This window comes from Streptomyces polyasparticus (genome assembly GCF_014493765.1).
Taxonomy (GTDB): domain Bacteria; phylum Actinomycetota; class Actinomycetes; order Streptomycetales; family Streptomycetaceae; genus Streptomyces; species Streptomyces polyasparticus.
Window position 1 is genome coordinate 546534 of the sequence record NZ_JACTVJ010000004.1, and the last position, 19117, is coordinate 565650.

Genomic DNA, 19117 nt, shown 5'->3' on the forward strand with positions numbered 1-19117 from the left:
CCGGAGATCAGCGGCAGTGCGGACGTCCGGCCCCTTGCGAACCTCCTGGGGCCTCCGGCCTGCCGTCCGCGGCGCGAACGGCTTCCGGCGGGTTCCCGCTTCAACGGCCCCCGCCGAAACCGCAGTTCCGGCACCTCGGAGCCTCCGCAGGCATCACGTCCCGCCCGTCCGGCGGTAGGTCCGCCCGGCGAGAGCGCGGGCGAACGACGCGGAAGCTATCACCGACTCAGGGCCCGGCGGCGCAAGCGCGCAACACGACGCCCCACCATCGACGCAGGTCGACGGCGGGGCGTGGGGTCAGCAGACTATGCGGGAATTCGCCCGTTCGGAGGGCGGGTCACCGTGCATGAGCGCCCTCCGGAGAGGGCACGGGACGTCAGATACGGACGCCGAACATGTACGGCATGTTGTTGATCGACTCGTAGCGCACGCTGGCACCGGGCTTGGGAGCGTGCAGCACCTGGCCGTTGCCCGCGTAGAAGCCGACGTGGTGCAGGTCGCTGTAGAAGATGACCAGGTCACCGACCTTGAGGTCGGACTGCGAGGATATGCGCGTGCCATAGCTGGCCTGCGCCTGCGAGGTCCGGGGTATCTGGACGCCGGCCTGGCCGTAGGCCCAGGAGGTCAGGCCCGAGCAGTCGAAGGAGCCGGGGCCCGAGGCGCCGTAGACGTACGGCGAACCGATCTTGCCCTGGGCGGCCTGGAAGGCGGCCATCGCACGGCCGGAGCCCTGCGCGGCACCGCTGAGGTCGACCCGGTCGCCGGAGGCGCGGCTGGCACGCGCGTCCTCTTCGGCGAGCGCGGCGCGCTCCTTGGCGGTCAGGGTGTTGAGGAGCTTCTGCGCCTCGCCGAGCTTGCCCTGGACTTCCTTCTTCTTCTTGCCGAGCTCCTCGCGGGTGTCCTCGAGGTCGTTCAGCTTCTGCGTGGCTTCCTTGCGCTGCTGCGCGAGGGTGCACTGCTTGTCCTGGATCTTCTCCAGGGCGCCGGCCTGCTTGGCGGTCAGCTGGTCGAGCGTGGAGGCCTTGTCCAGGTACGTGTCCGGGTCGGACGACAGGAAGAGCTGGACCGTCGGGTCGATGCCGCCGCTGCGGTACTGGGCGCTGGCCATCGAACCGAGGCTGTCGCGCAGCTCGTTGAGCTCGTCCTGGCCGCGGGCGACCTTGTCCTGGAGCTCGTCGATGTCGTCCTGGAGCTTGCCCTGCTGCTCCTTGGCGCCGTTGTACTTCTCGGTGGCCTTCTCGGCCTCCTCGTACAACTTGTCGACCTTCGCCTTGACTTCGGCCTTCGTGGGCTTGTCGTCGGCCTGCGCGGTCTGGGAGGTGAGCGCAACGGCGGCGGCTGCGGTCGCGGTGAGCACGGTCACACGGGTGCGGCTCGGCTGCTTGGGTCGACGGTGGGACGCCACGAAGGCGGGCTCCTTCTCCTCAAGCCGCCTACCGAACGAACCGGCGGGCGGTGAACCTGCCGTCACCCCTTATGGGTGATCAACCGTGCGAAGGTTCGAGCGTGACCTTAGTGACCTTCCTGTGATCAGTTCAAACTCAGGTGACAAAAAATCGCTCGCGGGACGTTTTCTTTACCGAGAACCCACGTGCAGTGATGGAGGGTTGACGCTACGTCGTGTGAAGGTCTCGCGAATTCGGGCATACGTCACAGGAGTTGACGATTGCCTCGATAGTCGGCCGATCCCTGCGCAAGCGCGTGACTCAGCGCGACAGTCGCTTCAGGAGCATCACAGAGGGCACGGGACGCGCCCCGGCCTTGGCCACCCCGTCGGCGACCTCCCGGTCCGTGGAGACCACCGTCACGGGCCGTCCCGGGGGTTCCGCGCGCACCAGCTGGCGGATCAGTTCGTCGGCCGTCACGCCGGGCTTGGAGAACAGCACCCGCACTCCGCGCGGCGGCGCGAGCAGGACGGGCGCGGCCAGTTCGGCCCCGTCGAAGACACAGGTGACCTCGGCGCCGGTCTGCGCCGCGAGCGCGGAGAGGCCGCCGAGCAGCCGTAGCCGCTGCTTCTCCAGGGGCATGGTGGGATAGCCCGTCTTCGTCACGTTGTAGCCGTCGACCACGAGATGGGCCTGCGGCAGCGCGAGCAGCTGGTCGAGGATCGCCGGATCGGCCTCGGACAGGGCGCGTGCCGCGATGTCCTTGGGCGACATCCGGCCGGGCTCGACCGCGTCCACCGTCTCGGCGGGCCGTACGTCCACGGGCGGCAGCGCGAGTTCACGGCGCAGGCCCTGGGCCGACTCCAGGAGGGTGTCGAGCAGCAGCCGCACCCGCATGTCCTCGATCGACCGGCCCTCGCGCACCGCCTTGCGGCTGGCCTCCAGGGCGGACTCCGCCTCCGCGAGCCGGGCCTTGAGCCGCCGCGACTCGCTCTCGGCGGCGGACTGCGCGGTGTGCGCCTCGGCACGCTGGGCGTCGAACTCGGCCTGCGCCTTGCGCAGCGCGGCCTCGCCCCGCTTGACGTCGCTGACCGCGCTGCGCAGCTTGCGGTGAAGCGATTCGGCTTCCTTCTTCGCCGACTCCAGCTCGCAGCGCAGCCGTTCGGTCTCGGTGCGGGTGTGCTCCTGGGCGGCGGCCAGCTCCGCGCGCAGCCGGTCGAGCTCGGCCCTGGTCTCCTCGTCGGCCCGCTCGGACTCGGCGCGCTGCGCCTCCTCACCCGCGGCGGTGACCAGCTTGACCCAGCCGACGGGACGAAGGACATAGGCCGCGGCCGCCACATCGAGCAGATCCGCGGCCGGCGGCGGCGACCCCGAGTCGAGGGCGCCGGCGAGCTCGGGCTGGGTCTCTCTGAAGCGTTCGCCGATGCGCTGGCGGAACAGCGGGTCGGACTCGAGCGCCGAGGCCATCGCATTGCCGGCGAACTTCAGCCGCCGCGACGGCGTGAACCGCGCGTACTGGCGCAGCTGCGCGGGCAGTTCCGTCATCGTCAGGGAGCCGAAGCCCTCCGAGGTGAGCGCGATGACTCTGCGCCGTACACCTTCGGGCAGCGGGCGGTCGAGCACCTCAGCGGCGCCGTCGCCCGGCTCCCCGCCCTGGTTCTCCACCATCCGTCACCCCAAATTCCGTGGGGGCGGAACTCCTCAGGAGCCCGCGCCCGGCCTGTCCACCAGTTCGACCTGGTCCTGTGCGTTGCACCAGCGGCACCGCACCGACTCGATGGTCTCACTGACCACCTCGCGCTCCTCCACCTTCGGCTCACCGGCCAGGTCGAGATGGACGTACTCCACGACCTTCGAGGAACGCGTCACGTCGAAGCGCGTGAGGTTGCCGCAGAGCGTGCAGCGCCAGCGGGTCTCGGCGGTAGGCAGGGGAACCGTCATGGTGGCGGGGCGCCTTTCGGGTGGCTTTCGCATCGGATCCGCAAGGGATCGCACTCCCCGTAACCCTACGGCCTGGCGGGGTGCCGTGCGGACGCCGCCCGGAGTTCGGACGCTGATCACACCGGCGAGGCGGTCTATGCACATCGGTCCCGTTCCGTCAGGATCTGTGCATGATCACCAAGCCCGGAGCGGTCGGCCAGAGCCTGCGCACATCGGCCGCGCGGATCCTTTCCGGGCGCGGCCCCTTGGTCACGTACGGCCTGATCGCCCTGTGCTGCGCGGTGTTCGTCCTCTCCCCCGCCGCGGGCCTCAATCCGGCGTACGGCACCGGCGACGCACTCCTCGCCGCGCAGCGCACCTTCTTCGCGCGCTGGGGCGTGATCCCGGCCGAGCTGCTCAGCGGCTCGCCGCGGGCCGCGATCACCCCGGTGACCGCGCTGTTCGTGCACGGCAGCTGGCTGCATCTGCTCGGCAACATGCTCTTCCTGTACGTCTTCGGCGGCATGGTCGAGGAACGGCTCGGGCATCTGCAGTTCGCGCTGTTCTATCTGGGCTGCGGCGCACTGGCCCTGTTCGTGTACGCGCTGGCCAACGCCGGCTCCACCCAGACCCTGGTCGGGGCGTCCGGAGCGATCTCCGCGGTGCTCGGCGCGTTCCTGAAGCTGTTCCCCAAGGCCCGGGTCACCAGCCTGCTGCCCTTCCTCTTCTTCCTGCCGCTGCGCTTCCCGGCCTGGATCGTGCTGCCGTTCTGGGTGACGCTGCAGTGGCTGGCGGCGCAGCGCGCCGAGAACGGTCCGGGCGTCGCGTATCTGGCACATCTGGCGGGCTTCTCGCTGGGGTTCCTCTACGCGTGGGGCCGTTATGCACGCAAGGATCGCCGTCCTTCCCGTACGTCTAAAGTGAAAGGGCCCGCCGGGCACAGGGCGCCGGCCAGCGAGGGAGACAGTCAGCCGTGATCACCGCGATCGTGCTCATCAAGACCAGCGTGGACCGGATCCCGGAGATCGCCGAGTCCATCGCCGCCCTCGACAGCGTCAGCGAGGTGTTCTCGGTGACGGGCACGTACGACCTGATCGCGATGGTCCGTGTCCACCAGCACGAGAACCTCGCGGACATCATCCCCGGCAAGATCAGCAAGATCCCGGGCGTCGAGGCCACGGACACGCATGTGGCGTTCCGTACGTACTCGCAGCACGACCTGGAGGCGGCCTTCGCCATCGGGCTCGACAACTGACGAGGCATGTGGCGCAGATGAAGACTTCTTCATCTGCGGCTCATCCTGGGCGCGGGGTCGCGGGCGCACCCTGGGGGGCATGGCTTTCTCGCACCGCATAGCAACCCTCGCCGCCGTGGTGGCGATCCCCCTCGGCATCGCCGCGACGAGCTACGCCCTGACCGACAGCCCTCAGACCCCCAAGGTGCCGCCGAAGGTCGAGCTCGACAACAGCACGTCGGGGACGCCTTCTTCGCCGTCGCCCTCGGCGACGGCGGGCACGAAGAGTCCCGGTGCGGACCCGAGCGACGAGGTCGTCTCCCGGCCCCCGGTGGACGACGACGATGACGAGGACGACGACCGCGACGACGGGTGATCCCGCCGGCCGACGGCCGGCCCCGGCCCATGACGACGTTTCGAGCACGATGAGCGACAACAGTCCGCAGGAGCGGATATCCGAGGCCGGGCGGTCCGCGCCGGCGGACCGTTCCTCGTCGCCCTGGCGGCTCTCCGCACGTCTGCGCATCCTCCTGTGGCTGCTCGCCGTGATGGCGGTGGCGCTCGCGGCGGTGGCGGGCACCACCCGCTCGATCCTCCTGCGCGATGTGGACCAGCGCGTCTCCCTGCTGCTCAGCCAGGAGGCGAACGAGTTCAAGAACTTCGTCGAGGTCGGCAGGGACCCGGCGACGAACAAGCCCTTCACGGACACGCGTGAGCTCCTGAAGGTCTTCCTGGAGCGCCAGTACGCCGATCCCGACGAGGAGTTGCTCGGCCTGATCGCGCGCGAGCACGACCCCGACCCGGCGCGGCTCGCCCAGGAGCGCGAGGTCCGCGCCGACTACGCCCTCTACGACGACGACGCGTCCCGCCGGCAGATCTTCGACTCCCCCGCGTCCACCGGCACCCTCGAGCGCCCGTCGGGCGAGGTGCGGTGGGCCAAGGTCGAGGTCGCGCTGCGCGGCCAGGAGGCACAGGCCGCGTTCGTCGTGGCCTTCCACCCCGCACACGACCAGGCGCGCGCCGACCAGGTGTTCCGGGTGCTGCTCGCGATCTCCGGTGTGGCCCTGGTGATGACGACAGGTATCGGCTGGGTGGTGGCGGGCCGCATCCTCAAGCCCGTACGTCTGGTCCGTACGACGGCCGCGCAGCTCACCGAGCAGGATCTGACCCGGCGGATACCCGTGCAGGGCAAGGACGACGTGGCCGCGCTCGCCGAGACCTTCAACGGCATGCTCGACCGCCTCGAGCGGGCCTTCGCCGCGCAGCGGCAGTTCGTCGACGACGCGGGCCATGAACTGCGCACGCCCATCACGATCGTGCGCGGCCACCTGGAGCTGATGGGCGACGATCCGGCCGAGCGCGAGGAGACGGTACGGATCGTCACCGACGAACTCGACCGGATGAGCCGGATCGTCGAGGACCTGCTCCTGCTCGCGAAGGCCGAGCGGCCCGACTTCGTCACTCCCGAGCCGGTGCAGCTCGCCGAACTCACCGCCGATGTCTACGTCAAGGCCCGTACGCTCGGCGACCGCGACTGGCAGCTGGCCGAAGTGGCCGACTGCGAGGCCGCGTTGGACCCGCAGCGGGTCACCCAGGCCATGGTCCAGCTGGCGCAGAACGCCGTGCAGCACACGGCCGCGGGCGAGACCATCCGGATCGGCTCGCGGACGCGCGGCCCGCTCGTCGAGCTGTACGTGGCCGACTCCGGCCCCGGCGTACGGCCGCAGGACGCCGAGCTGATCTTCGAGAGGTTCCGCCGCGGGACCACACGACGGGCCGCGTCCGGCGGCGCCGGGCTCGGCCTGTCCATCGTCAAGGCGATCGCCGAGGGCCACCGGGGGCGCGTGGTGCTGCGGCGGACCGAGGGCGGCGGCGCCACCTTCGTCCTGGCGTTCGGCCCGGCTGATCCATCCGGTCCCTCCGGTCCGCGGGACTCCCCCGATGCGCACGTCCCGCGCGACTCGCACACCCCGCGCAGCACCTACGTCCCGTACGGAAAGGGAAGTTCACGATGAACCGGATCCTCATCGTCGAGGACGAGGAGCGCATCGCCTCCTTCGTGGAGAAGGGCCTGCGCGCCAACGGCTTCACCACGACGGTCGTCCCGGACGGCGAGACCGGCTTCGACTACGCGCTGACCGGCGGCTTCGACCTGGTGGTCCTGGACATCGGACTGCCCGGCAAGGACGGGTTCACCGTCCTGCGCCAGCTGCGCGAGGCCCGCGCCACCGTCCCGGTGATCGTGCTCACCGCCCGCGATTCGGTGGGCGACGCGGTGGCCGGCCTGGAGGGCGGCGCCGACGACTGGATGACCAAGCCGTTCCGCTTCGAGGAGCTGCTCGCGCGGGTACGGCTGCGGCTGCGCACCGCCGCCCGCGCCCCCGAGGTGACCCTGCTCAAGAGCGGTGACCTCTCGCTCGATCTGCGCACCCGCAGGGCTCGCGCCGAGGACCGCACGGTCGATCTCACGGCCCGCGAGTTCGTGCTCCTCGAACTGTTCCTGCGCCATCCCGGCCAGGTCCTGTCGCGCGAGCAGATCCTGTCGCACGTCTGGGGGTACGACTTCGACCCCGGGTCCAACATCGTCGACGTCTACGTACGGGCGCTGCGCAAGAAGCTCGGTGCGCGGCACGTGGAGACGGTGCGGGGCATGGGGTACCGGCTGCCCTCCGTGTGACGGGCGGAGCACCGGGCAGGCGGGTGAACTTTCCTTCATCCACGGCTCATTGAGGGCTCACCGCCGAGCACAACGCTGTTCACCGTGACACTGAACGTACGGCAGACAGCAACCCTCGTGGTGGCCCTCAGCATCTGCGGGCTGCTCCTGGTCCCCACCAACTTCCCGGGCCTGGACGGCGACGCCCGCCTCACCCTCGCGGTGTTCGCCCTGGCGACCTGTGCGTGGATCGGCACCCCGATCGACGACACGTACATCGCCCTCGGCGCCGGGCTCGCGCTCACCGCGACCGGAGTGATCAGCAGCGAGACGCTGTTCGGGACGCTCGGCGACGAGACCGTGTGGCTGCTGATCTGCGCGTTCGTGCTCGCCGCCGCCGTACGGCGCACCGGGCTCGCGGGCCGGGCCGCGGCGTTCCTGGTCAGCGGGGCACGAGGGGGGTCCCCCCTGTCCGAGCGAAGCCGAGGACGCGGGGGAGTACGGCAGTTGACCCATCTCACCACCGCGGCGCTGGTCGTCACCGCCTTCGCGGTGCCCGCGACCTCGGGCCGCGCGGCCCTCGCGCTGCCGGTGTTCCTCGCCCTGGCCAAGGTGCTCGGTGACCGCAAGCGGGTCGTCGTCATGCTGGCGCTGCTCTTCCCGACGGTGATCCTGCTGTCGGCGGTCGCCACGCTGATCGGCGCCGGAGCCCATCTGATCACCGTGAACGTCCTGTTCGAGGCGACCGGCGAGCAGATCGGCTTCACCCAGTGGCTGCTTCTCGGCCTGCCGCTGGCCGTCACGTCCTCCCATCTGGCCGCGGAGGCCGTCCTGTTGACGATGACCCGGCGCGAGGACCGGACCGGGCCCGTCCGGATCACCGCGACCCAGATACAGGAGCACAGCGAGCAGCCGGTCACGGGCCCGCTCAGCACCGAGGAGACCCGCTGCGCCCTGCTGCTCGGCACGGTGGTCCTGCTGTGGTGCAGCGAGCCCCTGCACCAGGTGCCGCCCGCCGTGGTCGCGCTGATCGGCGCGGTCGTCGCGTCCTCCCCGGCCCTCGGCACCGTACGCCTGAAGGACGCACTGAAGACCGTGCCATGGCCACTGCTGCTCTTCATGGCGGCCACGATGGCGATGGGTGTCGCGCTCGCCGACTCGGGCGCGGCGAAGTGGCTGGTCGGCGGGTTGCCGAGCGGTCTTTCCCCGGCGGTCTTCCTCGGCGTGGTGATCGCCGTCAGCACGGCCGCGCACCTCGTCCTGCAGTCCCGCTCTGCCCGCTCCTCGGTCCTGGTCCCGCTGGTGGTGGTCGCCGCCGTGGGCGCCGGTGTGAACCCGGTGGCCGCCGCACTCGCCTCGACCGCCGCTGCCGGGTTCTGCCACACGCTGCCCGCGTCCGCCAAGCCGGTCACGCTCTTCGCCGACATCCCCGGCACACCCACCTACAGCCCGCGCGACCTGCTGCGCCTGTCCGCGGTCCTGGCCCCGCTGACGGCGGCGCTGGTGCTCCTGTTCGCCCTCGCGGTCTGGCCCTTGCTCGGCGTGCCCGTACTCGCGCCGTGACCCGCCCCGGCCCAACTCCCCCCACCCCGTACGTCTTCCAAGGCCTCACCCATCCCGCCAAGGAGCCCGTCATGATCACCCGAGTCGCCATCGCCCCCAGCGGCTTCAAGGAGTCCCTCTCCGCCGAGACCGCCGCCGAGGCGATCGCCGAGGGCGTACGACGCGTCGTACCCGAGGCCGAAGTCGACCTGATCCCGCTGGTGGACGGCGGCGAGGGCACCGCGGCCACGCTCGCCGCGGGCACTCCGGGCGGGCGGCTCGTGCGCACCAGGGCCACCGGCCCGGTCGGCTCCCTCGTCGGCACCCACTTCGCGCTGCTCGGCCCGGACACCGCGGTCGTCGAGATGGCCGCCGTCGCGGGCCTGGCCCTCGTCCCGCACCACCTGCGCGACCCGGGCGCCACCACCACGTACGGCGTCGGCGAACTGATCCGCGCCGCCCTGGACACGGGAGTACGCCGCATCCTCGTCGGCTGCGGAGATTCCGGTACGTCGGACGGCGGGGCCGGTGCACTGCAGGCCCTGGGGGCACGTCTCCTTAACGCAGAAGGCAGCGCACTCCCGTACGGCGGAGGCGCCTTGACGCGACTCGACCGCATCGACCCGACCGGCCTCGACCCGCGCCTGAAGGACACGGAGCTGCTCGTGGCCTGCAACCCCTTCAACGTCCTGTGCGGCGAGCGCGGCGTCGCCCGCGTCTTCGGACCGCAGAAGGGCGCGAGCCCCCGGCAGGTCGAGGAGCTCTCGGCGGCACTCGACCGGTGGGCGTCCGTGCTCGAACGTGACCTGCCGGTCGACCTGGATCTGCGCGAGGGCCCCGGCACCGGCGCCTCCGGCGGCCTCGGCGCCGGCCTCGCCGCACTCGGCGCCCGGCTGCTCCCCCGCTTCGACGTCCTCCTCGACCACCTGGACCTGGACGCCCGGCTGGCCCGCGCGGACCTCGTACTCACCGCCGAGGGCGCGCTCGACTTCCAGAGCCCGCGCGGCAAGGTCCCCGCCGAGGTGGCCCGGCGCGCCAAGCTCTCCGGCCGCCCGGTCCTGGTCCTCGCGGGCACCATCGGCGAGGGCGCCCACCACATCCGCGCCTCGGGCGTGGACGCCTACAGCGGCATCCTGCCCGCTCCCGTATCGCTGCCGGAGGCGCTGGGCCGGGGCGGCGAGTTCCTCACGGACGCGACGGAGCGGGCGCTGCGGATGGTGCTCCTGGGGGCGCGCCTGGCCGCATGAAAGTCAGGCGGACGTGTCGGGCACGCAACGCCCGTCCTCGGTCCGGTAGTTCCACTTCGCGCCCTCACGCACCAGCTCGCGCACGGCGTGCACGAAGCGCTCCACGTGCTCGTCGGGCGTGCCCGCACCGAAGCTCACCCGGATCGCGTTCAGCGACTTCTCACCGGGCGCCGCCTCGGGCGCACCGCACTCGCCCTGCTCCTGCGGGTCGCTGCCGAGCAGGGTGCGCACCAGCGGATGGGCGCAGAAGAGGCCGTCGCGCACCCCGATGCCGTACTCGGCGGAGAGCGCGGCGGCGAAGTGCGAGCTGTTCCAGCCCTCGACCACGAAGGAGATGACGCCCACGCGCGGAGCGTCGTTACCGAACAGCGAGAGCACCTTCACCTCGGGCACCTCGGCAAGTCCCGTACGGACCCGCGCGATCAGCTCCTGCTCCCGCGCGACCAGGCCCTCGAAGCCCGCCTCGGTGAGCGCCTTGCAGGCGGAGGCGATGGAGTAGGCGCCGATCACGTTCGGCGAACCGGCCTCGTGCCGCGCCGCGGTGGTGTGCCACTCCACGTCCACACCGCCGTCGGTGCGCCGCGCGACCGCCTTCGAGGCGCCGCCGCCGGCGAGGTACGGCTCGGCCTCCTGCAGCCAGTCCGCACGCCCGGCGAGCACACCCGACCCGAAGGGCGCGTACAGCTTGTGCCCGGAGAAGGCGACCCAGTCCACGTCCAACTCCCGTACGGAGACGGGGTGATGGGGCGCGAGCTGGGCGGCGTCGAGCACGATGCGGGCACCGTGCGCGTGAGCGGCCGCCGCCAGCTCGCGCACCGGCCAGAGCTCGCCGGTGACGTTGGACGCACCGGTCACGCATACGAGGGCGGGACCGTGGGGGTCGCGGTCGGCGAGGGCACGCTCCAGGGTCTGGACGGCCTCCCCCGGCGTACGGGGAGCGTTGAGGTAGGTGACGCGGGCATCGCGCCAGGGCAGCAGCGACGCGTGGTGCTCGGTCTCGAAGACGAACACCTGGCAGTCGGCGGGCAGCGCCCGGGCGAGCAGGTTGAGCGAGTCGGTGGTCGAGCGCGTGAAGATCACCTGGTCGCCGTCGCGGCAGTCGAGGAACTCCTCGACGGTCCGCCGCGCGTTCTCGAACAGGTCGGTGGACAGCTGCGACAGGTACCCGGCACCGCGGTGCACGCTGCCGTAGTACGGCGCGTACGCGGCCACGTCGTCCCAGACGCGCTGCAGTGCGGGGGCGCTGGCCGCGTAGTCCAGGGCGGCGTAGGTGACTTCGCCACCGGTCACGAGCGGGACGCGGACATCGCGGCCGAGGACCTGGAGCGGCTCGGTACAGGCCGGCTCGGCGGCGGCTTCGAGGGTGCTGGCGTTGGTGTTCAGGTACGCGGACATGGCGAACTCCCGTGGCAGGCAGGCGAATTCACCGCGCGAGCAGCTGTGTGCGTCGAGCGCGGAGAACGCGGAAGGAAGGAAAAGAGGTGCGCGGAAAGGGGGCGGATTCGCCCTATCGCATTCGCTTGCTCACGAGACTGCTCCCTTGAGGACCAGGACCCCAGGGTGTGCAGGGGTCCGCGCTTGCCACAGACCTTGTTGTCTGCGGCCTGGTCTTCACCCGGGGCACCCCGCCACGGACGGAGGGTTGCCGGACAGCGGGCCGGGGCCGTAGTCGCTGTCACTCATGACCTGTGCAGCATCTTGCCAGAAGATCTTCCACGCGCAAGGCGCAGTCCGTATCCCGGACTGCGCCCTGCGTCACATCCGTACGGACCTCAGGAGTTGCTGGCCTTGATCCAGCGCTCCAGCGTCCTGCGTGCCGCCCCCGAGTCGATCGCCTCGGCGGCCTTGTCCATCCCGGCCCTGATCTGCTCGGCGAGCGGCGCGTCCGTCGGGTTCAACGCGACAAGCGCCGCGGCCGAGTTGAGCAGCACCGCGTCCCGTACGGGCCCGGTCTCCCCCGCGAGCACCTTGCGGGCGACCTCCGCGTTGTACGAGGCGTCGGCACCGCGCAGCGCCTCCACGGGCACCAGCTCCAGGCCGACATCCCGCGGATCGAAACGCTCCTCGCGTACGAGACCGTCGCGCACGATCCACACCCGCGAGGACGCCGTGGTGGTCAGCTCGTCGAGCCCGTCGTCGCCGCGGAACACCAGCGAGGAGTTCCCGCGCTCGGCGAACACCCCGGCCACGATCGGCGCCATCCGCGGATCGGCCACGCCCACGGCCTGCGCCTTCACGCGCGCCGGGTTGGTCAGCGGACCGAGCACATTGAAGATCGTCCGGATGCCCAACTGCCCGCGCGCGGCGCCCGCGTGGCGCAGCGCCGGATGGAACTTCACGGCGAAGCAGAAGGTGATCCCGGCCTCTTCGGCCACCTCGGCCACCCGCTGCGGCGTCAGCTCCAGATTGACCCCGAGCTTCTCGAGCACGTCGGAGGACCCGGAGGCGGACGAGGCGGCCCGGTTGCCGTGCTTGACGACCTTGGCCCCGGTGCCGGCGATGACGATGGACGACATCGTCGAGATGTTGACGGTCTTGGCCCCGTCACCACCGGTGCCGACGATGTCCACGGTCGGCCCGGACACCTCGATGACATTGGCGTGCTCGTACATCGCCCGGACGAGCCCGGTGATCTCGTCCACCGTCTCGCCCTTGGCCCGCAGGGCGACCACGAACCCGGCGATCTGTGCGTCGGTGGCCTCACCGCGCATGATCCGGTCCATCGCCCAGAACGTGTCCTCGGCGCTCTGGTCCCGCCCGTCGAGCAGCCCGTTCAGTACGGCGGGCCAGGAACGGACCGCCGTGGTGTCGCCTCCAGCGGGGGTCACAGCGCTCATGGTCGCTCCTGGTGTCATACGAAAACGGTCGGGGCTCAGCCTAGCCAAGCACTCCGTACGGCAAGGAGCCCCGTCCAGCGAGTGGACGGGGCTCCTGCCGTGGCGTTCAGCTACGGAGATCAGTGGTGGCCGTGGCCGCTGGTGATCTCCTTGTACTCCTCGGCAGTCGGCTTGGGAATCTGGCTGTCCTCGCCGTACATGCCCTGCGAGAGCTTCGCGCGGAGCTTCTGCGAACCCTTGACCTTGCGCTCGACACCGTTCTCGTCGACCGTCGGACCGAGCTCGAGCGGCTTGTTCTGCTCGTGCGCGGTGAGGGTGTGCAGCTGCTCCTGGCTGAGCGGCTCGTGCACCTCGATGAACTCACCGTGCGGCAGGCGCTTGATGATGCCGGACTCGCGTCCGTGCAGCACCTTGTCCTTGTCGCGGCGCTGGAGGCCGAGGCAGATCCGCTTGGTGATGATGAAGGCGATGACCGGGGCCACGAAGAACGCGATCCGGACGAACCAGGTGATCGAGTTGATCGACAGGTGGAAGTGGGTCGCCCAGAGGTCGTTTCCACCACCGATCAGGAGCACGAAGTACCAGGTCAGCCAGGCCACACCGAAGGCCGTACGGGTCGGGGCGTTGCGCGGGCGGTCCAGGATGTGGTGCTCACGCTTGTCGCCGGTGACCCAGGACTCGATGAACGGCCAGACCGCGATCGCCACGAGCACCAGCGGGAAGATGACCAGCGGGATGAACACACCCAGGACGAGCGTGTGACCCCAGAGGTTGATCTCCCAGCCCGGCATGACACGGATCAGGCCTTCGGAGAAGCCCATGTACCAGTCGGGCTGTGCACCGGTGGACACCTGGTCCGGACGGTACGGGCCGAGCGCCCAGATCGGGTTGATCGAGGCGAGCGCCGAGATGGCCGCGATGACACCGAAGACCAGGAAGAAGAAGCCGCCGGCCTTCGCCATGTACACGGGCAGAAGCGGCATGCCGACCACGTTCTTGTTGGTCTTGCCGGGACCCGCGAACTGGGTGTGCTTGTGGTAGAAGACCAGGATCAGGTGCGCCACCACGAGGCCGAGCATGATGCCCGGCAGCAGCAGGATGTGCACCGAGTAGAACCGGGCCACGAAGTCGCCGCCGGGGAACTCTCCGCCGAACAGGAACATCGACAGATACGTACCGACGATCGGCACCGAGAGCACCGCGCCCTGCATGAAGCGGACACCGGTACCCGACAGCAGGTCGTCCGGCAGCGAGTAACCGGTGAAGCCGGTGAACATGCCGAGGACCAGCAGCAGGAAGCCGAACAGCCAGTTGACCTCACGCGGCTTGCGGAACGCGCCGGTGAAGAACACGCGCATCATGTGCACGAGCATGGCCGCGACGAAGATCAGCGCCGCCCAGTGGTGGATCTGACGGATCAGCAGACCACCGCGCACATCGAAGGAGATGTGCATGGTCGAGTTGAACGCCTCGGACATCAGCTGGCCCTGCAGGGGCACGTAGCTGCCGTGGTACTCCACCTCGTTCATCGACGGGTGGAAGAACAGCGTCAGGTACACACCCGTGAGGATGATGATGATGAAGCTGTAGAGGCAGATCTCGCCGAGCATGAAGGACCAGTGGTCCGGGAAGATCTTCCGCATGTTGGCCTTGGCCAGGGAGTAGATCCCGAGGCGGCCGTCGGCCCAGTCGGCAACCCGCTCGCCGGCGGGTGCTTTGCGCTTTTCCGTAGAAGAAGCTGTTGTGGTGCTCATCCGCGCTCCCAGAAGGCAGGACCGACAGGCTCCTCGAAGTCGCCAAGCGCCTGGAGGTAGCCCTCCTCGTTCACGCCGATGCGCAGCTGCGGCAGGGCGTGGCCGGCGGGACCGAAGATCACTCGGGCACCGTCGGTGAGGTCGAAGGTGGACTGGTGGCACGGGCAGAGGACGTGGTGCGTCTGCTGCTCGTACAGGGAGATCGGGCAGCCCACGTGGGTGCAGATCTTCGAGTACGCCACGATGCCCTCGTGGGACCACTCGAGTTCCTGCTTGTCCTTGATGTCGTCCGGCTCGATGCGGACGATCATCAGGGCGGCCTTGGCGATCTGGGTCTGGAAGTCGTGGTCGTGCTCCTCCAGGCCTTCCGGCTTGGCGAAGGTCAGCGAACCGACGGCCACGTCCGAGGGACGCAGCGGCTCGTTCGTGTTCTGGTTCACGAGCAGCTTGCCCTTGGCCCACAGCGTGTGCCGGAGCTTGTCCTCCGGCAGCGGACCGAGGTCACGCAGCAGGACGACACCGGACAGCGGGACCAGGGTCAGCGCACCGAACATGGTGTTGCGGATCAGCTTGCGCCGTCCGATCGCCGACTCCTTGGCGCCCTGCTTGAAGTCCGCGAGTACCTTCGCCTTGACCTCGGGCGGCGCCTCGATGGCGTGCCGCTCGTCGGCGATCTCCTCGTCGGACATCAGGGTGCGGGCCCAGTGGACCGCGCCCGCGCCGATGCAGAACAGCGCGACACCGAGGGTCATGCCCAGGGCGAAGTTCAGCGCGCTGATGTGCCCGATCGGCCAGACGTAGATGCTCTTGTCGACCGGGAACGCCACGTACGAGGCGATGAAGCCGATCGTGGCCAGCATCGACAGCGTGAACAGGAACGCCACGGTGCGCTCGGAGCGCTTGGCGGCCCGCTCGTCGATGTCCTGGATGCGGTGCTCATGGGGCGGCAGTCCGGGGTCGGCGAACGGGTTGTCCCCGTGCTTCTCCAGGTCGGCGCCGTCGGCCTGCGCTACGGGCAGGTTCTCTTCTGGAATGTCTTGGCTGCTCATGACTTCTTGGCCTTTGCGGTCCGCGCGGCGACCCACACAGCGACGGCGATCAGGGCGCCGAGACCGAAGATCCAGGCGAACAGACCCTCACTGACCGGGCCGAGCCCGCCCAGCTTGAGACCGCCGGGGCTCTCCGTCTTCTCACCGTTGACCGCGTCAAGGTACGCGATGATGTCCTTCTTCTGCTTCTCCGGCATCGTCGTGTCGGGGAAGGAGGGCATGTTCTGCGGGCCGGTCTGCATGGCCTCGTAGATGTGCTTGGGGCTGACGCCCTCAAGGCTCGGCGCGAACTTGCCCTTCGTCAGGGCACCGCCCTCACCGGTGAAGTTGTGGCACTGCGCGCAGTTGGTGCGGAACAGCTCGCCACCCTTGGCGATGTCCGCACCCTCCGGGCTGTACTGCTTGTCCGTCGGGGTGACCGGACCGGCGCCGAGGGAGGCGATGTACGCGGCCAGCTGGTCGATCTGGGCCTGCGTGTAGATGTTCTTCTTCTTCGGCACCTGGGCGCCGGGCTGCTGGGCCGGCATACGGCCGGTGCCCACCTGGAAGTCCACCGCGGCGGAGCCGACGCCCACGAGCGACGGACCGTCAGTGGTGCCCTGGCCACCGGTGCCGTGGCAGCTGGCGCAGCCGACCGAGTAGAGCTTCTTGCCCTCCTCGATCGCGAGGGACTGGGAGGTTTCTTCGGCCTGCGCCTTGTCCGCCGGCGCGAACGCGGCGTACAGCCCCCCGGTGGCCGCCAGCGCGAGGATTAGGACGACGACCGCCGCCAGCGGATGGCGTCGTCGTGCGGAGAGCTTTTTCACGGATTACCCCGGTGTCAGGATCTTCTGCGTCGATGCTTCGGAAAGGGTTCGGGTCTCGGCCCGGCTTGCGGGTTCTTCGGCCCGGCTACTTGATCATGTAGATCGTGGCGAAGAGGCCGATCCACACGACATCGACGAAGTGCCAGTAGTAGGACACGACGATGGCTGCGGTCGCCTGCTCGTGGGTGAATCTGCGAGCCGCGTAGGTACGGCCCAGTACGAGCAGGAAGGCGATGAGGCCGCCCGTCACGTGCAGGCCGTGGAAGCCGGTGGTCAGGTAGAACACCGAGCCGTACGGGTCGGACGAGAGCGAGAGACCCTCGTGCTTGACCAGCTCGGTGTACTCGAAGACCTGACCGCCGATGAAGACCGCGCCCATGATGAAGGTCACGATGAACCACATCCGGAGCTTCTTCACGTCCCCGCGCTCGGCGGCGAAGACGCCGAGCTGGCAGGTGAGCGAAGAGAGCACCAGGATCGTGGTGTTCGTCGCCGAGAAGGGGAAGTTCAGGCTCGAGGCCATTTCCTTCCAGTGCTCGGCACCCGTCACCGAACGCAGGGTGAAGTACATCGCGAAGAGGGCCGCGAAGAACATCAGCTCGGAACTCAACCAGATGATGGTTCCGACGCTGGTGAGGTTCGGCCGATTGACCGACGGGTGCGCGTGCCCGGTTTCTACTGTCGTTGCTGTCGCCACGACCGACATTATGTCGGTCGCTTATCTGGCACTCACTCCGGGGGGTGCCGTTCGGAGTGTTCGCGCCCGATGTCCAGCCCGGATGGCCCATCGAAGGCCTCTGCGTACCGGTGTTGACGGGGTGTTTGACGGAGTAGCATCCGCGCAACGGTGTACGGCCTTTCCCACGGAGGAACCATGCAGTCGACCGCCACGGTCCTGGTCTACAGCGACGACGCCAACACCCGCGAACAGGTGAGGCTGGCGACCGGTCGCAGGCCGGCCGCGGACGTTCCCCAGGTCGAGTTCATCGAGTGCGCCACGCCCGCCGCCGTCCTCAAGGAGCTGGACCGGGGCGGCATCGACGTCTGCGTCTTCGACGGTGAGGCCGTGCCGATGGGCGGCATGGGGATGTGCCGGCAGATCAAGGACGAGATCTTCAAGGCCCCGCCCGTGCTGCTCCTCATGGGCCGCCCGCAGGACGCCTGGCTGGCCACCTGGAGCCGCGCCGAGGCCGCGGTGACCCTGCCGGTCGAACCCGTGGAGTTCGCCTCCGCACTGGCCGCGCTGCTGCGTTCGCGCCTGTCCGTCGAGGCCTGACCGCCGCCCGATCTCCCTTGGCACAGAACGCACTTGAGCCCGTACGGACCTCCGTACGGGCTCACGTCATGTCACGCGTTAGGGTCACGTCCGACCCGGCCCCGCGTCACACGGACGGGCGCAGCCTGGCCTCGTCGTGGTGGGTCTGGCCCTCGCGCAGACCGGCGTTGACGACGCTGCCCTTCAGCCAGTCCTTCCACTCCATGTTCCAGTCACCGAGGCCGTTGCCGTACGCCGGCAGGTACTCGCCGTAGCTGTTGATGGTGCGCACGATGTCGCCGGGCTGCACGATCCCGTAGAACCAGGCGGCGTTGCCTGTGCTCATTCCCACACATCCGTGGCTGACGTTGGCGTAGCCGTGCGAGCCGGCCGACCAGGGCGCGGCGTGCACGTACTCGCCGGTGTCCGTGAGGCGGGTCGCGTAGTACACCTGCTTGTCGTAGAACTCGGCGGCGCCGATGGCGCGGCTGGTCATCCGCACCACGTACTCCTTGCCGAGCACGACCTTGGTGCCGTTGCGCGTCTCCCAGCCGGGCTTCCCGGTGGTGACCGGCACGGAGTTGATCTCCTCGCCGTTGCGGTAGACCGTCATGTAGTGCGCGCCGGCGTCCACGACGGCCTCGATCTTGCTGCCCGTGGTGAGCTTCAGGGGCTTGCCTTCGCCGCCCCACAGCTTGTCGTCGATCTTCACGCCCTCCAGGTGCGAGGAGACGGAGATCTTGGCGTTGGCGGGCCAGTAGTCCTTCGGGCGGTAGTGGAGCTTGTCGTCCTCGAACCAGTGCCAGGTGCCCTCCGTGGCGGGCTCCGAGCGGACCTCCAGGGAACGCTCGACGATCGCCCGGGCCTTCTTGTCCGTGACGGGCTTGCTCAGCTTGGCGGTGACGGGCATCCCGACGCCGTACTGGCCCGCCTCGGGGCCGAACTCGACGTCCAGGCGCCCCTTCCTGGCCGCGTCGCGGGTCTCGAACGTGAGGACCTTGCGGCCGGGCGAGCCCTCTTCGTCCTCGGTGCTCACCTTGACCGTGTAGGCGGCGCCGGCGGCGAGCGGCGACGTGGAGTGCCAGCGGCTGCCGTCGGCGGCGAGCTCACCGGCTACGTAACGGCCCAGCGAATCCGTGGCGGTGACGTCGGTGATCCGTCCGTCCTTGCCCTGTGCGGTGACTTCGAGGGGCTTGTCCGGGTCGGCCTTCTGGGAGCCCGCGGGCCCGTTGAAGGCGATCTGGCCGGCCGCGTCATAGGGCTTCGCCGAGAGCGGGTGGCCGTCGGAACCGCAGCCCGTGGCGCCCGCGGCAAGCGCGGCCACAAGAAGGGTGCAGCTCAATACCGTGCGCATTCGCGGTGAGTGGCTCATGCAGCACACGCTATGAAGGTTTGTCAGCGACGGCGCGCGGAGTGCTCCGTACGAGAAGCC

General features: G+C 69.6%; 18 protein-coding genes and 1 riboswitch. Of the genes, 8 read left to right on the top strand and 10 right to left on the bottom strand.

What is annotated here, in order from left to right:
- Positions 1 to 376 precede the first annotated feature (376 nt).
- The 3 genes from H9Y04_RS06820 to H9Y04_RS06830 all read right to left on the bottom strand — a co-directional run bounded on the left by H9Y04_RS06820 (position 377) and on the right by H9Y04_RS06830 (position 3326).
- The gene (locus H9Y04_RS06820; RefSeq protein ID WP_187812755.1) at positions 377 to 1405 is read right to left on the bottom strand and encodes a C40 family peptidase; all 1029 of its coding nucleotides are present in this window, start codon (positions 1403 to 1405) and stop codon (positions 377 to 379) included.
- A gap of 301 nt (positions 1406 to 1706) precedes the next feature.
- The gene (locus H9Y04_RS06825; protein ID WP_187812756.1) at positions 1707 to 3053 is read right to left on the bottom strand and encodes an NYN domain-containing protein; all 1347 of its coding nucleotides are present in this window, start codon (positions 3051 to 3053) and stop codon (positions 1707 to 1709) included.
- Between the two features lie 33 nt (positions 3054 to 3086).
- On the bottom strand, positions 3087 to 3326 hold the full coding sequence (locus H9Y04_RS06830; RefSeq protein WP_093609527.1) for a hypothetical protein: 240 nt from the start codon (positions 3324 to 3326) through the stop codon (positions 3087 to 3089).
- Between the two features lie 170 nt (positions 3327 to 3496).
- Between H9Y04_RS06830 and H9Y04_RS06835 the strand changes: the two genes are divergently transcribed.
- The 7 genes from H9Y04_RS06835 to H9Y04_RS06865 all read left to right on the top strand — a co-directional run bounded on the left by H9Y04_RS06835 (position 3497) and on the right by H9Y04_RS06865 (position 9984).
- Complete coding sequence (locus H9Y04_RS06835; protein ID WP_187812757.1) at positions 3497 to 4282, top strand: rhomboid family intramembrane serine protease; 786 nt, start codon at positions 3497 to 3499, stop codon at positions 4280 to 4282.
- A complete protein-coding gene (locus tag H9Y04_RS06840; RefSeq protein WP_165332092.1) occupies positions 4279 to 4560 on the top strand; it encodes an Lrp/AsnC family transcriptional regulator in 282 nt (93 codons plus the stop codon). The genes H9Y04_RS06835 and H9Y04_RS06840 overlap by 4 nt, the downstream gene beginning before the upstream one ends.
- Positions 4561 to 4639: 79 nt before the next feature.
- A complete protein-coding gene (locus tag H9Y04_RS06845; protein ID WP_187812758.1) occupies positions 4640 to 4915 on the top strand; it encodes a small hydrophilic protein in 276 nt (91 codons plus the stop codon).
- 172 nt (positions 4916 to 5087) lie between these two features.
- On the top strand, positions 5088 to 6554 hold the full coding sequence (locus H9Y04_RS06850) for a sensor histidine kinase (RefSeq protein WP_187813071.1): 1467 nt from the start codon (positions 5088 to 5090) through the stop codon (positions 6552 to 6554).
- A complete protein-coding gene (locus tag H9Y04_RS06855) occupies positions 6551 to 7216 on the top strand; it encodes a response regulator transcription factor (protein WP_187812759.1) in 666 nt (221 codons plus the stop codon). Before H9Y04_RS06850 ends, H9Y04_RS06855 begins: the two co-directional genes overlap by 4 nt.
- A gap of 84 nt (positions 7217 to 7300) precedes the next feature.
- The gene (locus tag H9Y04_RS06860; RefSeq protein ID WP_187812760.1) at positions 7301 to 8758 is read left to right on the top strand and encodes an SLC13 family permease; all 1458 of its coding nucleotides are present in this window, start codon (positions 7301 to 7303) and stop codon (positions 8756 to 8758) included.
- Between the two features lie 71 nt (positions 8759 to 8829).
- The gene (locus H9Y04_RS06865; RefSeq protein WP_187812761.1) at positions 8830 to 9984 is read left to right on the top strand and encodes a glycerate kinase family protein; all 1155 of its coding nucleotides are present in this window, start codon (positions 8830 to 8832) and stop codon (positions 9982 to 9984) included.
- A gap of 3 nt (positions 9985 to 9987) precedes the next feature.
- Here H9Y04_RS06865 and H9Y04_RS06870 read toward each other — a convergent pair whose 3' ends face one another.
- The 6 genes from H9Y04_RS06870 to ctaE all read right to left on the bottom strand — a co-directional run bounded on the left by H9Y04_RS06870 (position 9988) and on the right by ctaE (position 17136).
- A complete protein-coding gene (locus tag H9Y04_RS06870) occupies positions 9988 to 11379 on the bottom strand; it encodes an aminotransferase class V-fold PLP-dependent enzyme (protein ID WP_187812762.1) in 1392 nt (463 codons plus the stop codon).
- A 174-nt stretch (positions 11380 to 11553) separates the two neighbouring features.
- Positions 11554 to 11671, bottom strand: a riboswitch (SAM riboswitch).
- Between the two features lie 85 nt (positions 11672 to 11756).
- Entirely contained in the window at positions 11757 to 12821 is a 1065-nt protein-coding gene (gene trpD, locus H9Y04_RS06875; RefSeq protein WP_187812763.1) for an anthranilate phosphoribosyltransferase, read from the bottom strand.
- Positions 12822 to 12940: 119 nt separating this feature from the next.
- On the bottom strand, positions 12941 to 14575 hold the full coding sequence (gene qcrB, locus H9Y04_RS06880; protein ID WP_187812764.1) for a cytochrome bc1 complex cytochrome b subunit: 1635 nt from the start codon (positions 14573 to 14575) through the stop codon (positions 12941 to 12943).
- Positions 14572 to 15624: a cytochrome bc1 complex Rieske iron-sulfur subunit gene (gene qcrA, locus H9Y04_RS06885; RefSeq protein ID WP_187812765.1), complete on the bottom strand. Its 1053-nt coding sequence runs from the start codon at positions 15622 to 15624 to the stop codon at positions 14572 to 14574. Before qcrA ends, qcrB begins: the two co-directional genes overlap by 4 nt.
- The gene (gene qcrC, locus H9Y04_RS06890) at positions 15621 to 16430 is read right to left on the bottom strand and encodes a cytochrome bc1 complex diheme cytochrome c subunit (RefSeq protein ID WP_187812766.1); all 810 of its coding nucleotides are present in this window, start codon (positions 16428 to 16430) and stop codon (positions 15621 to 15623) included. The genes qcrA and qcrC overlap by 4 nt, the downstream gene beginning before the upstream one ends.
- An 85-nt stretch (positions 16431 to 16515) precedes the next feature.
- Entirely contained in the window at positions 16516 to 17136 is a 621-nt protein-coding gene (gene ctaE / locus H9Y04_RS06895) for an aa3-type cytochrome oxidase subunit III (RefSeq protein WP_165332102.1), read from the bottom strand.
- Between the two features lie 168 nt (positions 17137 to 17304).
- Between ctaE and H9Y04_RS06900 the strand changes: the two genes are divergently transcribed.
- Positions 17305 to 17706 (top strand): response regulator, encoded by a 402-nt coding sequence (locus H9Y04_RS06900; protein WP_187812767.1) that lies wholly within the window; start codon positions 17305 to 17307, stop codon positions 17704 to 17706.
- Between the two features lie 106 nt (positions 17707 to 17812).
- Here the strand turns inward: H9Y04_RS06900 and H9Y04_RS06905 are convergent, their stop codons facing one another.
- A complete protein-coding gene (locus H9Y04_RS06905; protein ID WP_187812768.1) occupies positions 17813 to 19057 on the bottom strand; it encodes a L,D-transpeptidase in 1245 nt (414 codons plus the stop codon).
- Between the last annotated feature and the right edge of the window lie 60 nt (positions 19058 to 19117).